This is a genomic window from Crossiella sp. CA-258035, from assembly GCF_030064675.1.
GTDB lineage: Bacteria > Actinomycetota > Actinomycetes > Mycobacteriales > Pseudonocardiaceae > Crossiella.
The window spans coordinates 1,409,776-1,424,628 of sequence record NZ_CP116413.1 but is presented as its reverse complement, the minus strand read 5'-3'; the positions used below and the strand labels follow the sequence as shown (position 1 = coordinate 1,424,628).

Annotated in this window: 14 protein-coding genes; 11 read left to right on the top strand and 3 right to left on the bottom strand. The window is 71.3% G+C overall.

The window, feature by feature from the left end:
• The first annotated feature begins 40 nt into the window (after window positions 1–40).
• Complete coding sequence (gene pepN / locus N8J89_RS06790; protein WP_283663495.1) at window positions 41–2,602, top strand: aminopeptidase N; 2,562 nt, start codon at window positions 41–43, stop codon at window positions 2,600–2,602.
• A gap of 69 nt (window positions 2,603–2,671) precedes the next feature.
• Here the strand turns inward: pepN and N8J89_RS06785 are convergent, their stop codons facing one another.
• A complete protein-coding gene (locus N8J89_RS06785) occupies window positions 2,672–3,151 on the bottom strand; it encodes a DUF5130 family protein (RefSeq protein ID WP_283663494.1) in 480 nt (159 codons plus the stop codon).
• On the bottom strand, window positions 3,138–3,392 hold the full coding sequence (ctaJ, locus tag N8J89_RS06780; RefSeq protein WP_252486697.1) for an aa3-type cytochrome oxidase subunit CtaJ: 255 nt from the start codon (window positions 3,390–3,392) through the stop codon (window positions 3,138–3,140). Before ctaJ ends, N8J89_RS06785 begins: the two co-directional genes overlap by 14 nt.
• 393 nt (window positions 3,393–3,785) lie before the next feature.
• Between ctaJ and N8J89_RS06775 the strand changes: the two genes are divergently transcribed.
• Window positions 3,786–4,487 carry a right-handed parallel beta-helix repeat-containing protein gene (locus N8J89_RS06775; protein ID WP_283663493.1) on the top strand — a complete coding sequence of 234 codons (702 nt, stop codon included), beginning with the start codon at window positions 3,786–3,788 and terminating at the stop codon, window positions 4,485–4,487.
• A gap of 9 nt (window positions 4,488–4,496) precedes the next feature.
• Here N8J89_RS06775 and N8J89_RS06770 read toward each other — a convergent pair whose 3' ends face one another.
• The gene (locus tag N8J89_RS06770; protein WP_374213372.1) at window positions 4,497–5,162 is read right to left on the bottom strand and encodes an HNH endonuclease; all 666 of its coding nucleotides are present in this window, start codon (window positions 5,160–5,162) and stop codon (window positions 4,497–4,499) included.
• Between the two features lie 154 nt (window positions 5,163–5,316).
• Here N8J89_RS06770 and N8J89_RS06765 point away from each other — a divergent pair, with 154 nt between their 5' ends.
• The 9 genes from N8J89_RS06765 (at window position 5,317) to N8J89_RS06725 (ending at window position 14,852) form a co-directional block, all read left to right on the top strand.
• Window positions 5,317–7,416: a prolyl oligopeptidase family serine peptidase gene (locus N8J89_RS06765; RefSeq protein ID WP_283663492.1), complete on the top strand. Its 2,100-nt coding sequence runs from the start codon at window positions 5,317–5,319 to the stop codon at window positions 7,414–7,416.
• Between the two features lie 181 nt (window positions 7,417–7,597).
• The gene (locus N8J89_RS06760) at window positions 7,598–8,005 is read left to right on the top strand and encodes a hypothetical protein (protein WP_283663491.1); all 408 of its coding nucleotides are present in this window, start codon (window positions 7,598–7,600) and stop codon (window positions 8,003–8,005) included.
• Entirely contained in the window at window positions 8,002–8,625 is a 624-nt protein-coding gene (locus N8J89_RS06755) for a DUF3558 domain-containing protein (RefSeq protein ID WP_283663490.1), read from the top strand. The genes N8J89_RS06760 and N8J89_RS06755 overlap by 4 nt, the downstream gene beginning before the upstream one ends.
• 23 nt (window positions 8,626–8,648) lie before the next feature.
• A complete protein-coding gene (locus tag N8J89_RS06750) occupies window positions 8,649–9,887 on the top strand; it encodes a hypothetical protein (RefSeq protein WP_283663489.1) in 1,239 nt (412 codons plus the stop codon).
• A gap of 22 nt (window positions 9,888–9,909) precedes the next feature.
• Window positions 9,910–10,719: an ESX secretion-associated protein EspG gene (locus tag N8J89_RS06745; protein ID WP_283663488.1), complete on the top strand. Its 810-nt coding sequence runs from the start codon at window positions 9,910–9,912 to the stop codon at window positions 10,717–10,719.
• A 52-nt stretch (window positions 10,720–10,771) separates the two neighbouring features.
• On the top strand, window positions 10,772–11,749 hold the full coding sequence (locus N8J89_RS06740; protein ID WP_502868424.1) for a mechanosensitive ion channel family protein: 978 nt from the start codon (window positions 10,772–10,774) through the stop codon (window positions 11,747–11,749).
• Window positions 11,750–11,761: 12 nt separating this feature from the next.
• On the top strand, window positions 11,762–12,154 hold the full coding sequence (locus N8J89_RS06735) for a globin (protein WP_283663486.1): 393 nt from the start codon (window positions 11,762–11,764) through the stop codon (window positions 12,152–12,154).
• A 99-nt stretch (window positions 12,155–12,253) separates the two neighbouring features.
• Window positions 12,254–13,852 carry a glycoside hydrolase family 13 protein gene (locus tag N8J89_RS06730; protein WP_502868476.1) on the top strand — a complete coding sequence of 533 codons (1,599 nt, stop codon included), beginning with the start codon at window positions 12,254–12,256 and terminating at the stop codon, window positions 13,850–13,852.
• Between the two features lie 76 nt (window positions 13,853–13,928).
• Complete coding sequence (locus N8J89_RS06725) at window positions 13,929–14,852, top strand: DMT family transporter (RefSeq protein WP_283663485.1); 924 nt, start codon at window positions 13,929–13,931, stop codon at window positions 14,850–14,852.
• Window position 14,853: the final 1 nt, after the last annotated feature.

The window sequence follows — 14,853 nt, the reverse complement described above, 5'->3', positions numbered from 1 at the left end:
GACGTCGTGCATCCCCAATAGCAAGAACACGAGGTGACCCGTGGCCGCACCGAACCTCACGGTCGAGCAGGCACAGCAGCGTGCCGCCCTCCTGGAGGTGGAGTCCTACGCGATCGAGCTGGACCTCACCGACGGAGCGGGCGGGCCGGGCGAGAACACGTTCCGCTCGACCAGCACGGTGCGGTTCGCCAGCCGTGAGACCGGCGCCCAGACCTTCGTCGACCTGGTGGCCGCCGGGGTGCGCAGGGCCGTGCTCAACGGCGTCGAGCTGGACGTCTCCGACTTCCGCGAGGAGGACGGGATCACGCTGCCGAACCTGGCCGAGCGCAACGAGCTCGTCATCGAGGCCGACTGCCGGTTCATGAACACCGGTGAGGGCGTGCACCGCTTCGTCGACCCGGTGGACGACGGGGTGTACCTCTACACCCAGTTCGAGACCGCGGACGCCAAGCGCATGTTCGCCTGCTTCGACCAGCCGGACCTGAAGTCGGTCTACCAGCTCACCGTGCTGGCGCCCGCGGACTGGAAGGTATTGTCCAACAGCGCCACCGAGTCCACCGAGCAGGTCGACGGCGGTGTCCGGCACGTCTTCGAGACCACCAAGCCGATGTCGACCTACCTGGTCGCGCTGGTGGCCGGTCCGTACGCGGAGTGGCGCGACGTCTACACCGACAGCGAGGGCGAGATCCCGCTCGGGCTGTACGTGCGCGCCTCGCTGGCCGAGTTCGCCGACCACGAGCGGCTGTTCACCGAGACCAAGCAGGGCTTCGAGTTCTTCAACAACGCCTTCGGGGTGCGCTACCCGTTCGGCAAGTACGACCAGTGCTTCGTGCCGGAGTTCAACGCGGGCGCGATGGAGAACGCGGGCTGCGTGACCTTCCGCGAGGAGTACATCTTCCGCTCCAGGGTCACCCGCTACGACTACGAGCGCCGGTGCGAGACGCTGCTGCACGAGATGGCGCACATGTGGTTCGGCGACCTGGTCACCATGCGCTGGTGGGACGACCTGTGGCTGAACGAGTCCTTCGCCACCTGGGCCAGTGTGCTCGCGCAGGCCTCGGCCACCGAGTACAAACACGCCTGGACCTCCTTCGCCAACATCGAGAAGTCCTGGGCCTACCGCCAGGACCAGCTGCCCTCCACCCACCCGGTCGCCTGCGAGATGCCCGACCTGGAGGCCGTGGAGGTCAACTTCGACGGCATCACCTACGCCAAGGGCGCCAGCGTGCTCAAGCAGCTGGTGGCCTACGTGGGCCTGGACAACTTCCTGGCCGGGCTGCGGGTGTACTTCGACAAGCACGCCTGGGACAACGCCACCCTGGCCGACCTGCTGGTCGCGCTGGAGCAGGCATCCGGCCGGGACCTGTCCTGGTGGAGCGCGCAGTGGCTGCAGACCACCGGGCTGAACTCGCTGCGCGCCCGGTTCGAGGTGGGCGCGGACGGCAGGTTCACCAGGTTCGCGGTGTTGCAGGGCGGCGCCCGGCCCGGCGCCGGTGAGCTGCGCACGCACCGGCTGGCCATCGGCATCTACGACGAGGACGCCGACGGCAAGCTGTCGCGGGTGCACCGGGTCGAGGTGGACGTGGACGGCGAGCGCACCGACGTGCCCGAGCTGGTCGGCGTGCACCGCGGCAAGCTGGTGCTGGTCAACGACGACGACCTCACCTACTGCACGATGCGGCTGGACCCGGACTCGCTGGTCACCCTGATCGACCGGATCGCGCACATCACCGAGCCGCTGCCGCGCACGCTGTGCTGGTCGGCGGCCTGGGAGATGACCCGCGAGGCCGAGCTGAAGGCCCGCGACTTCGTCACCCTGGTGCTCGGCGGCGTGCACGCCGAGACCGAGGTCGGCGTGGTGCAGCGGCTGCTCGCGCAGGCCCAGACCGCGCTGTCCTCCTACGCCGACCCGGCGTGGCGGCCGGAGGGCTGGTCCCGCTTCTCCACCCGCGTCCTGGACCTGGCGAGCACCGCGGAGCCGGGCTCGGACCACCAGCTGGCCTTCGCCAACGCGCTGACCTCCTCGGTGCTCGGTGAGGTCGAGCTGGCCGTGCTGCAGGGCTGGTACGACGGCACCGCCGTGCTGGACGGCCTGACCGTGGACGCGGACCTGCGCTGGCGGATCCTCCGTGCCCTGGTGGCACACGCCCGCGCCGACGACACCGACATCGCCGCCGAGCTGGCGCGGGACGCCACCGCCACCGGCAAGCGGCAGGCGGAGCTGGCCACCGCGCTGATCCCGACCGAGGAGAACAAGGCGGAGACCTGGCGGCGGGCCGTGCACGACGACGAGCTGTCCAACTCCACCAACGAGTCGCTGATCAACGGCTTCTCCCACCCCGGGCAGAAGGAGCTGCTGGCCGGCTACACCGGCCGCTACTTCGCCGAGGTGTCCGAGGTGTGGCAGCGCCGCGGCAGCGACCGGGCGATGCCGGTGGTGATCGGACTGTTCCCGTCCTGGGCGGTGGAGGAGGCCACGGTCAAGGCCGCGGACGCCTGGATCGCCGCTGGCGAGCACCCGCCGGCCCTGCTCCGCCTGGTGAACGAGGGCCGCGCGGGCATCGTGCGGGCGCTGGCCGCCCGTGAGTTCGACCGCTCCTGACGCCTGAACGCAGCAGCGGCGGCGTTCCCATCAGCCCGATGGGAACGCCGCCGCTGACGTTTCAGCTGGTCAGTGCTGCTTGGGACCGGCCTGGTCGGCCAGCATGCGCAGTCCGCTGACCAGGCCGCCGGGCAGGTCGCCCTCCTTGAAGGAGGCGACCATGCTCATCACCGCGAGCTTGCAGCCGCGGTCGGCCAGCCTGCGCCCGGACTCCGCGCCGGTGACGATCTCCAGCACGCGCTGGCCGGGGGACACCGCGATCAGCACCGCGTTGGCCGCCTTGGTGCCGAGGGAGCCGTGCAGCTGCTCCGCGCGGGCGCGGGTGTCCTCGCCGAGGTCGCCGAGGTAGATGCTGAAGTCCAGGCCGGAGCTGCGGCTGGACAGGGTCAGCGCCTCGTCCAGGGTGGCCAGCTGGGTCGGGCTGAACGGCAGCTTCGGGCCGTTGTCGCTGATGTGCCTGGCCGAGGAGACCCGGCCGTGCGGCATCAGCGCCTCGCCGAAGGCCAGGTCCTCGGGGTCGACGCGGGTCGCCACCTCACCAGTTGCCACGGGCACCTCCCCGAGCGGTGACGGCGGTCGCGGCCGCCTCGTTGTCTTGCGCCGCGGCGGCGGCAGACGTGGTCAGGCCGGCGGGGTTGGCACTCCACCACACGGGCTCGTGGGGCCACTCCTGGCCGGGCCGGTAGCGCTGGCCCCGGCTGGAGTTAGGCCACATCGTCAGCAGGGTGATCCCGAGGTACAGCGCCAACGGGATCCCCGCGAAGACGAGGATGGTCTCCAGGACGGTCACGGCGGCAACTGTAGATGGTGCGTCCCGGCTGCGCTGGCAGTGGTCCCCGTGCGGCCGTTCGCGGGTATTCGCCAGGTTTCGGCCGGAGGCCGCGGAAGGTAACCCGGAAGTGTGACCCGCGACGCACCACGGCCCCGAAGCCACTCGACCGGCCCAGCTCACTGGGCCAGTCGGCCCCGATCCGAACAGCGGCAAATGGCGGCCGCTTTGGCGGCTTGTCTGCGGGGAGCCAGGCTTCTACTTTTCACCTATCCGGGTCTTGTGCACGCAGACTCTTCCACGCAGAGCAGCATCCCACCGATGGGAGACGCCAACATGTCGGATATCAAGACTCTCGAACAGAGCAACGACCACACCCGTTCGGGTAAGCGGTCACTCATCCGCAATGCAGGCGTGCGCATCAGCAACTTTGATGGCGTCCGGATCAGCGGGCGCGCCGGGGTACGCATCAGCGCCGTTGATGACGTTTGCGTCTCCGGTCACGCAGGGGTGCGGATCAGCGGCCGGGCGGGTGTCCGGATCAGCTCGGCGGACACGGTGCGTGACGGCGTGCGCATCAGCGGAGTCGATCGCGGAGTGCGCATCAGTGCGGCTTCGGGGGTGCGGATCAGCGGGGTCGAGCGTGGGGTGCGGATCAGCTCGGCGGAGCGGGGTGTGCGGATCAGCGGCGTGGACCGGGGCGTGCGGATCTCCGCCCGGGACGGTGTGCGGATCAGCGGCGAGGCAGGGGTGCGGATCAGCGGGGCCGAGCGGGGCGTGCGCATCTCCGCCCGCGACGGCGTCCGCATCAGCGGCGAGGCAGGCGTGCGGATCAGTGGGGCCGAGCGGGGCGTGCGCATCTCCGCCCAGGACGGTGTCCGGATCAGCGGTCAGGCCGGGGTTCGCATCAGTGGCGAGGCCGGGGTGCGGATCAGCGGCGCTGAGCGCGGGGTGCGGATCTCCGCCCGCGACGGCGTCCGCATCAGCGGCGAGGCGGGCGTGCGGATCTCCGGGCGCGCCGGGGTTCGCATCAGCGCTCGCGACGGCGTGCGCATCAGCGCCGCCGATGGCGTGCGGATCAGCGCCCAGGCCCCCGCGCTGGCCGTGGCGGCCTGAACGACCGGGTCAGGCGGCGGGTTCGCCGAGGTAGGGCAGCCACTGCGGGTCCGCGTCGGGCACACCGGCGAGCAGGCGCCAGTGCTGTCCGCGCGGGGTCCTCGGCACCACCCGCAGCCGCCAGCCCAGCTCGCTGAGCAGCTTGTCGGCCTTGCGGTGGTTGCACCTGGCGCAGCAGGCGACCGTGTTCTCCCAGGTGTGCTGGCCGCCTTTGCTGCGCGGGACCACGTGGTCGATGGTCTCGGCCCGGCCGGCGCAGTAGGCGCAGCGGAACCGGTCGCGGTGCATCAGGGCGGCGCGGGTCAGCGGGATGCGGCCTCGGTAGGGCACCCGGACGAAAGTGCTCAACCTGATCACCGAGGGCACCGCGACGGTCTCGCTGGCGGAGTGAACCTGCAGGCCGGCGGTGTCTCCATGGACGATTTCCGCTTTGCCGCAGACAAGAAGTACGATCGCTCGGCGCACCGGGAGGGCCGTCAGCGGCTCGAAGGTGGCATTCAGCAACAACACACGGCGTCGGCCCCAGCCAGGGGTCGTCTCGCTAGGGGCCGCCCGTTCCTGCGCAGGCACAGGAACGCACGCGGCCAAGGCCGGCGGGACCCCGTTCGAGGACGAACGGACCCGCGGCGTCTGCCCACCGGCTACGCCGATGGGAGTCGGTTGTCGGTCGGGCACGCGACCACCTCCACCGGGTCAACACGTAGTCGACCACATAATGCGCTATTCGCGCACCTGTGATCTGTAACGTGTCGGGCAGGCTCGCCCGAATCTACGGTGAACGAGCGGCTAACCGGTGGAGTGACAAGCCTGTATCGGTACTGTTCCGATCGTGAGCCAGTCGCGTCCCGCAGCCTCGACCTACCCGCCCGCCGAGCGCCTCGACCTGGTCGACGAGCTGCACGGACACCGGGTGCCGGACCCCTACCGCTGGCTCGAAGACGCCGCCGATGAACGCACCCAGGCCTGGTCGGCCGCGCAGGACGCGCTGGTCAGCCCGCTGCTGGCGGAGCTGCCCGGTCGCGCCGCGGTGGCCGAGCGGGTCGGCACGCTGCTGCGGTCCGGGTCGGTGTCCGCGCCGTTCTGGCGCAACGGCCGGGCCTTCTTCACCCGCCGCCTGCCCGGCCAGGAGCACTCGGTGCTGCACGTGCGGGAGGCCGACTGCAGCGAGCGCGCGCTGATCGACGTGGCCGCGCTGGACCCCTCCGGCCTGACCACCCTGGACTACTGGGTGCCCAGCCTGGAGGGCGACAAGCTCGCCTACCTGCTCTCCAGCGGCGGCGACGAGGAGTCCCAGCTGCACGTGGTCGACGTGGCCACCGGCCGGGTGCTGGACGGGCCGATCGACCGGGCCCGCAACTCCCCGATCGCCTGGCTGCCCGGCGGCGAGGAGCTGTACTACGTCCGCCGCCTGGCACCGGAGGCCGTGCCCGCGGGCGAGGAGCTGTTCCACCGGCGGGTGTGGCGGCACCGGCTGGGTGCCGACCCGGCCAAGGACGAGCTGGTGCACGGCGAGGGCCTGGACAAGACCAACTACTACGGCGTGCGCCTGTCCGCCGACGGGCGCTGGCTGGTGGTCGACGCCACCCCCGGCACCGCGCCCAAGGAGTCGGTCTGGATCGCCGACCTGGCCGGTGACGGCAAGCTGCGCCAGATCGTGGACGAGGTGGACAGCGCCTACTGCACCGCCTGGGTCGAGCGCGACGGCAGGCTCTACCTGCTGACCACCCTGGGCGCCCCGCGCTGGCGGCTGTGCGTGGCCGATCCGGCCGAGCCCGGCCAGGAGCACTGGCGCGAGCTGATCGCCGAGGACCCCGGCTCGGTGCTGGAGACCGCCCGCTGGCTGGACGGCTCGCTCGCCGTGCTGCGCAGCCGCCACGCGGTCTCCGAGGTGCACCTGCACGATCCGGCCGACGGCAGCCACCTCACCCAGATCCCCTTGCCCGGCACCGGATCCGTGCACGGACTCTCCACAGTGGACAGTCTCACCACGGCGGACGCGGACACGCTGTGGATCGGCTGGACCGACTTCGTCACCCCGCCCAGCGTGCACCGGCACGTGCGCTCCACCGGCGTCACCGAGCTGCTGGAGTCCGCGCCCGGCTCGGTCGAGGTGCCCCCGGTGCACACCCGGCAGCTGGCCTACACCTCAGCCGACGGCACCACCGTGCACATGTTCGTGCTCTCCCCCGCCGCCGAGCCGGACCGGCCGCGGCCCACCCTGCTCGGCGGCTACGGCGGCTTCTCCATCAGCTACTCCCCGTCCTACAGCGCCTCCGCGCTGGCCTGGGTCGAGGCGGGCGGGGTGTACGCGCTGGCCTCGCTGCGCGGCGGCGGCGAGGAGGGCGAGGCCTGGCACCAGGGCGGCATGCGGGCGAACAAGCAGAACACCTTCGACGACTTCCACGCCGCCGCCGAACACCTGATCGCCACCGGCTGGACCACCAGCCCGCAGCTGGCCATCCAGGGCGGCTCCAACGGCGGCCTGCTGATGGGCGCGGCGATCACCCAGCGCCCCGAGCTGTACCGCGCGGTGGTCTGCTCGGCCCCGCTGCTGGACATGGTCCGCTACGAGGAGTTCCTGATCGGCCGCATCTGGAAGGACGAGTACGGCTCGGCCGCCGACCCGGGCGAGCTGGAGTGGCTGCTGTCCTACTCGCCGTACCACCACGTCCGGCCGGGCGTGGCCTACCCGGCGGTGCTGTTCACCGTCTTCGAGTCCGACTCCCGCGTGGACCCCTGCCACGCCCGCAAGATGTGCGCCGCCCTGCAGGCGGCCACCAGCGGCGACCCGGCCACCCACCCGATCCTGTTCCGCCGCGAGACCGACGTGGGCCACAGCACCCGCTCGATCTCCCGCACCGTCTCACTGACCGCCGACACCCTGTCCTTCCTGGCCAATGCCACCGGCCTGACCTTCGGCGGACAGTGACCGGCCGCACGTTCGCGTCATGATCGCGGTGCCCGTGCGTCACCACTGTTGACGGGCCGTGACCAAGCCGGGTCACGGTCCACAAACGACAGCCAGAACCTGTGGGAACCCGCCCTGCGGTGTCGGCGTCGAAGGTTACGATGCGAGACGGCATCGAGCGCAGTAACTGGGAGGGTGTGACATGCCGCCACGGGATCCGGATGCGGATATCTCGCCAGGGCAGGCGAGGCTCAATCAGCACTACTCGACCGACTACTCCTCGGCGAAGACCGGCGGCAAGTTCAAGGTCGACAAGGCGCATGTGCAGAAGGCGATCGACGGTCTCAACGACGCGATCGAGGAACTGAAGCTGATCGAGCAGGAGGCCCGGCAGCTGCGCCAGCTGGCCGCCCCCGGTCGCGACCCCTACAGCGCGGTCGCCGTCGAGAAGATCACCGAGCGCGCGCTGGACCAGGCGGGCTGCCACGGCCAGGCCAACAAGCAGTACCGCGAGGCCCTGGAGAACATGGTGCGCAACCTCGACGCGGTCAAGCAGGGCTATGCGAACGCGGAAGAGATGAACACCAAGCTTGGAGGCAAGGCGCAGTGAGCCGGCAGGTTCTGATCGCACTGACCACCGGGCTCTGCCTGGCAGCCGTCGCCGGCTGCTCCGGCGGTGGCTCCGGGCAGACGCCCGCGCCTACCTCGGCCAGTGCCACCGCCGCTCCCAGCTCCAGCAAGGGCCAGGCCCCGGCGATCACCCAGCCCAAGCTGGACGCGGCCAAGTGGGACGGCCGCACCTGCGAACTGCTCACCTCGGCCCAGACCGGGCAGCTCCGGGTGACCAAGCCGGGCAAGGCCCGGTCCACCCCCGCGGGCGAGACCTGCAACTGGACCGTGGACGCCAGCCCTGGCCAGAGCCTGACCGGCTCGATCGGGGTCAACCTCAACAGCAAGACCGAGGGCGGCCTGAACAAGATCTACGCCGACCGGAGCACCTACAAGCACTTCGAGGAGACCACGGTCGCCGGCTACCCGTCGGCGCACACCAACGAGTCGGTCCCGTTCGACTCGGGTGACTGCGGCGGGGTGACCGGCGTCAACGACAACGTGATCCTCAACGTCGTGGTGCTCACCGGTGACCAGAAGGCCCCTGAGTACAAGGCGCCCTGCGCGCTGGCGGACAAGGTCGCGGAGATGGTGATCTCGACGATGAAAGGGGGTAGCTAGCCATGGCTCCTGATCCCTCGTGCATGCCCCGTCCGAACGCCTACGACGGGAAGACGATCTACGAGTTCTTCCACAAGGACGCCAAGGGCGCCGACTCCACCACCGACCTCAACTACGAGGCGTGGCAGAAGCTCGGCGACCGCTACCTCACCGTCCGGGACATGGTCGAGAACGCGCTGAAGGCCGGCAAGGTGGCCTGGGAGGGCCAGGCGGCCGACCAGGCGCAGCTCGTCGCCTCGCCGCTGGCCGCATGGGCCGGCGCGGCCAAGACCGTCTGCACCGACACCGCCTACAAGGTCGCCTCGCAGAGCGGTGACTTCCGCACGGTCAAGGACAAGGTCGTGCTGCCGCCGGACCCGGGCGAAGAGCCCTGGCTCAACGGCGCGGCATGGTGGGAGACCGACTACGACGAGGCCAAGCGGGTTCAAGGGGAGAAGACCACCGCGAACCAGCAGGCACTGACCGAGTACGCGGCGCAGAGCGAGACCAACACCAGCAACATGCCGCAGTTCATCCCGCCGCCTCCGGTGACCCCGGACACCAGCGGGACGAACCCGAACGAGGTGGACCCCGGCAAGCGCAACCCGAACGATCCCGGCGGGATCGGTGGCGGGGACCGCAACGGCAGTCGCACGCCGAACATGCCGAACCTCCCGCAGGGCCTGCCCGGTGGGGACGGACGGCCGCCGGGCACCGGTGGTGGCCATGACCAGGTTGACCCGAGTCTGGTGAAGCCGCCGCTGGTCGAGCCGCCGCGGCCGCCGTACCTGCCGCCGACTCCGCCGGTGCAGCCGCCGCCGATCCAGCCTCCGATCGCGCCGCCCATCGGCAGCTGGCCGCCTGGGCAGCAGCCGCCTCCCGGGCCCGGTCGTGGGCCTGGTGGCGGGGCGCCGCCGCGGATGCCGGGGATGCCCGGTGGCGGCGGTGGTGGCCGTGGGCCTGGTGGCGGTGGTGGCGCTGGTGGGTTCGGGCCGCGTGGTGGCGGGTTCGGGCCCAGCGGGGCCGGGTTCGGGCCTGGTGGGTCCGGTGGTGTCGGTGCGGACGGGCACGGGCCTGGCGGGCGCGGTGGCGCCGGCGCGGGTGGTGCCGGTGGCCGCGGTGGCATGGGCGCCGGTGGCGGTATGGGCGGCGCGGGTGCGCGCGGCGATGAGGACAAGGAACACAAGCGGCCGAGCTACCTGGTCGAGTCCGATGACATCTGGGGCGACAACACGCTGGTCGCGCCGCCGGTCATCGGGGAGACCCCGCCCGGGTACCGCTGATCGCGCAACCTAGGAAGACACCGTGCTGAGAGCCAGAGTCACCATCTCGCTGCCTGCCTACGACATCGTGTGGGAAAGCGAGAACCTGCAGGACAAGCACCCGACCCTGAGCATCCCCTCCTACGGGGAGACCTACCAGGATCGGCTTGACGTGCAACGGCGGGCCTGGCAGGAGCTGGAGGGGCTGGGCCTTGCCCGCAACGGCAAGGCCCACCCCGACCTGGTGGACACCTTCCACATGCTGGAGCGGCCGCAGCGGGAGTTCTACGGCTGGTTCAGCGCCCCCAACGGCGAGGGGCAGCGCGCCGCGCTGTCCGCGGCCTCCGGGGACGACGCGGTGCTGGCCGAGATCATCGACGAGAAGCTGGTGCTGACCCCGCTGCGGCCGACCGGGCTGATCGACGCGCTGGTCTCGGTGCTGCCGGACAAGCCAGCCGCGCGCGGGCAGTCCTTCAACTTCCCCGCCGACAGCGTCGGCGACGGTGGTGGCGGTGGCCGCAGCGGTGGGCGGCACTCGCGGCCGGAGGACGACGGCGGTGGGTTCATGACCTCCTCGCGCGGCAGCGGCGGGCCCAGCCCGCAGCGACTGAAGGAGATCATGGACAAGCCGCGCACCGGCGGCGGGCAGTTGTTCGTGGCGGCCCGCGACCGGCTCGGGTCGCGCAAGCGGGCCGAGAGCCCGCTCACATTCATCGACAACACCGACGGGCGCTACCTCGGGCAGAAGATGCGAGGTCCGGACGGTAGCCAGTGGGTCATCGTGGCCCCGGCTGACAAGCGCACGCTGGCCCAGAAGCTGTCCGAGATGGCCGCCTCGGTCACTGGCCGCTGAGACCGCTCCGTAACATGGCACCGTGCCGAACGTTGTCACCCTTGTTAGTGACATGACCGTCGAGTCATCCGTGCGTGAACCACAGGAGTGGCTGTTCAGCTCGGCTGAGTGGCTGGCCAACAACCAGTGGATCATCACCAAGCCCATCAAGATCATCTTGGTCATGGTCGGCGCGTTCCTGCTGCGCTACGTGCTCCGGCGGATGATCGACAAGCTGACCGCGAACTCCGGCGCCGGGCGGGTGCCGGTGCTGCTGCGGCCGCTCAAGGAGCGCGCCCCCGAGGCGATCAAGGCCGCGGCCGGGCCGCTGTTGTCCGAGCGGCGGGCGCAGCGGGCCAGGACCATCGGCTCGATACTGAAGTCAATCACCTCGATCCTGGTGTTCGGCATCGCGTTCCTGATGATCCTGGAAACGCTGACCATCGACATCACGCCGATCATCGCCTCGGCGGGTGTGCTGGGCGTGGCCATCGGTTTCGGCGCGCAGAACCTGATCAAGGACTTCCTGTCCGGCATCTTCATGATGCTGGAGGACCAGTACGGGGTCGGCGACGTGGTCGACCTCGGCCCGGCCACCGGCACCATCGAGACGGTGGGCCTGCGGGTCACCACGCTGCGGGATGTCAACGGCACCGTCTGGTACGTGCGCAACGGCGAGGTGCTGCGGGTCGGCAACTCCAGCCAGGGCTTCGCGGTCGCGGTGGTCGACTTCCCGCTGGCGCACACGGTGGACGTGGCCCAGGCGACCGAGCTGATGGCCGAGGTGGTCACCACGGCCGCGAGCCAGACGCCGCTGCTGGAGGACGTGCTGGAGCCGCCGGAGGTGCTCGGCGTGGAGAAGGTCACCTCGGACACGGTGACCCTGCGGATGACCGTCAAGGTGCGGCCCGGCCGCCAGTGGGCGGTGCAGCGCGCGCTGCGGGCCAAGATCATGGCCGCCTACGACGAGGCGGGCGTCGAGCCGCCTTACCCGAACGGGCGACCCAACGGGCCGGAGCTGCCGCCCGCCCCGGCCGGATCCAAGACCTGAGCAACGGGGAGAATGGTTGTCGTGGGCACTCCGGAGACCTTCTACGACCTCGTCGGCGGCGAGGAGACCTTCCGCCGCATCGTGGGGCGCTTCTACGCCGAGGTCGCCAAGGACGAGGTGCTGCGGCCGATGTACCCGGAGCAGGACCTCGGCCCGGCCGAGGAGCGGCTGCGGCTGTTCCTGATGCAGTACTGGGGCGGCCCGCACACCTACTCCGACCAGCGCGGACACCCCCGGCTGCGGATGCGGCACGTGCCGTTCACCATCGGCCCGATCGAGCGGGACGCCTGGCTGCGCTGCATGCGGATCGCGGTGGACGAGGCCGGCCTGGCACCGGAGCGCCGGGACCAGCTGTGGGCGTACATGGAGATGGCCGCTAACAGCTTGGTCAACTCCTGGGTGTGATCCAGACCGCGAAAGTCGGGAAACTCACGGATCACCCAAGTGGGCCTTGAATGTCAGACCCGGATGGCAGGATGAACCATCGTGCGACGATCGCCCGAGGTGGACCCCGACATCGCGGGCGGCAGTGCTGATCCTGCCGCCGCGTCCGACTGGTGGCGGGACTCCGTCTTCTACCAGGTCTACGTGCGCTCTTTCGCCGACTCCGACGGCGATGGGGTCGGCGACCTGGAGGGCATCCGGTCCCGCCTGGGCTACCTGGAGCTGCTCGGTGTCGACGCGCTCTGGCTGACCCCGTTCTACCGCTCCCCGATGGCCGACCACGGCTACGACGTGGCCGACCCGCGCGATGTGGACCCGCTCTTCGGCGACCTGGCCGCCTTCGACCGGCTGGTCGCGGACGCGCACGCGCAGAACATCAAGGTCACCGTGGACCTGGTGCCCAACCACAGCAGCGAGGCGCACGAGTGGTTCCAGGCCGCGCTCATCGGCGGCCGGGGCAGCCCGGAGCGGGAGCGCTACATCTTCCGCGAGGGCCGCGGCCCCGACGGCGCGGAGCCGCCGAACAACTGGCCGAGCATCTTCGGCGGACCGGCGTGGACCAGGGTCCAGGACGGCCAGTGGTACCTGCACCTGTTCGCTCCCGAGCAGCCCGACCTGAACTGGCAGCACCCCGAGGTGTGGGCGGACCTGGAGCAGACGCTGCGGTTCTGGCTGGACCGGGGCGTCGACGGGTTCCGCATCGACGTGGCGCACGGCATGGCCAAGCCGGACGGGCTGCCGGACATGAACCCCGAGGACATGCCGGGCCCGCACCTGCTCTTCGACAACAACCGGGACCCGCGCTTCGACAACGACGGCGTGCACGACATCCACCGCATGATCCGCAAGGTGCTGGACGAGTACCCGGGCCGGATGGCCGTCGGCGAGATCTGGGTGCAGGACGACGAGCGGATGTCCCGCTACGTCCGCCAGGACGAGCTGCACCTGGGCTTCAACTTCCGGCTGGTGGAGACCGACTTCGACGCCGACTCGGTGCGCGGGGCCATCGACCACTCGCTGGCCGCGGTGCGCGAGGTCGGCGCGCTGCCCACCTGGACGCTGTCCAACCACGACGTGGTCCGGCACGTGACCCGCTACGGCGGCGGCGAGCTGGGCGTGAAGCGGGCGCGGGCGATGACGCTGGTCGAGCTGGCGCTGCCCGGCGTGGTCTACCTGTACAACGGCGAGGAGCTGGGCCTGCCCAACGTGGAGCTGCCGGACTGGGCCCTGCAGGACCCGTCCTGGGAGCGGTCCGGGCACACCGAGCGCGGCCGGGACGGCTGCCGGGTGCCGATGCCCTGGGAGGGCGAGCAGTCGCCGTTCGGCTTCTCCCCCGGTGAGCACACCTGGCTGCCGATGCCGGCGGAGTGGGCCGCGCTGACCGTGGAGGCCCAGCTGGAGGACCCGGCCTCGATGCTCTCGCTGTACCGGCAGGCCCTTGAGCTGCGCAAGACGCACGGAGCGATCAGCGGCGAGGAGGTGGAGTGGTACGGCGCGCCGGCTGGCTGCTTCGCCTTCCGCCGCAAGCCGGGCGGGCTGATCTGCGCGCTGAACACCTCCGGCGCGCTGGTCCCGCTGCCGCCGGGCGAGGTGCTGCTGGCCAGCGGTCCGCTGGCCGGTGAGCAGCTGCCGCCGGACACCGCGGCCTGGCTGGTCTGAGCCACCGGCCCGCTCATCCGACCGGTTGGGAAACCCGGTCGACGCGGCTGCGCCGGGTGCCCCAGGATCGGCGGCGATGAACACCGCACGCGCCACCGTCCTGGTCCTCACCGCCGCCGTGCTGTTCGGCACCACCGGCACGGCACAGGCCCTCGGCCCCACCGGCCTCGACCCGCTGACCGTCGGCTCGGCCAGGGTGGCGCTGGCCGGGGCGCTGCTGCTCGGCCTGGCCCTGCTGCGCGGGGCCTTCCGCGGGCTGCCCCGGGCTTCCTGGCCGCTGGTCGTGGTCGGCGCGGCCGGGGTGGCGCTGTTCCAGGTCGGGTTCTTCTCCGGGGTGTCGATGGCCGGGGTCGCGGTCGGCACGATCACCGCGCTCGGCTCCTGCCCGGTGTGGACCGGGCTGGTGCAGTGGCTGGTGACCAGGGAACGGCCCAGCGGGACCTGGCTGGCCGCGACCGCGCTCGCGGTGGCCGGGGTGGGCACGCTGGTGCTCGCCAGTCCCAGCGGCACGGGGAACGCCGCGGACGCGGCGCTGGGCGCGGCGCTCGCGCTGGCCGCCGGGCTGGGCTACGCGGTCTACACGGTCTGCGCGGCCAGGATGATCTCCGCGGGGCAGCGCTCGGACGGGGTGATGGGCCTGCTGTTCGCCGGTGGCGGGCTGGTGCTGCTGCCGATGTTGCTGTGGCGCTGGCCGGGCGGGCTGGACGGCGGCGACCCGGCCTGGCTGTCCGGGCTGGCCGTGGTCGGCTACCTGGTGCTGGTGCCCACCGTGCTGGCCTACCTGCTCTTCGGCGCGGGGCTGCGGGTGCTGCCCGCGGCCACCGTGGCCACGCTCACCCTGGCCGAGCCGGTGGTGGCCGCGCTGCTGGGCGTGCTGGTGCTGGGCGAGCCGTTCACCGCCGGCGGTGGGATCGGCGCGCTGCTGGTGCTGGCCGGGCTGGGGCTGCTCGCGCTGCCCAGCCGGGCGAAGCGGCGGGAACCCGTGGTCCCCGCCGCCTGAG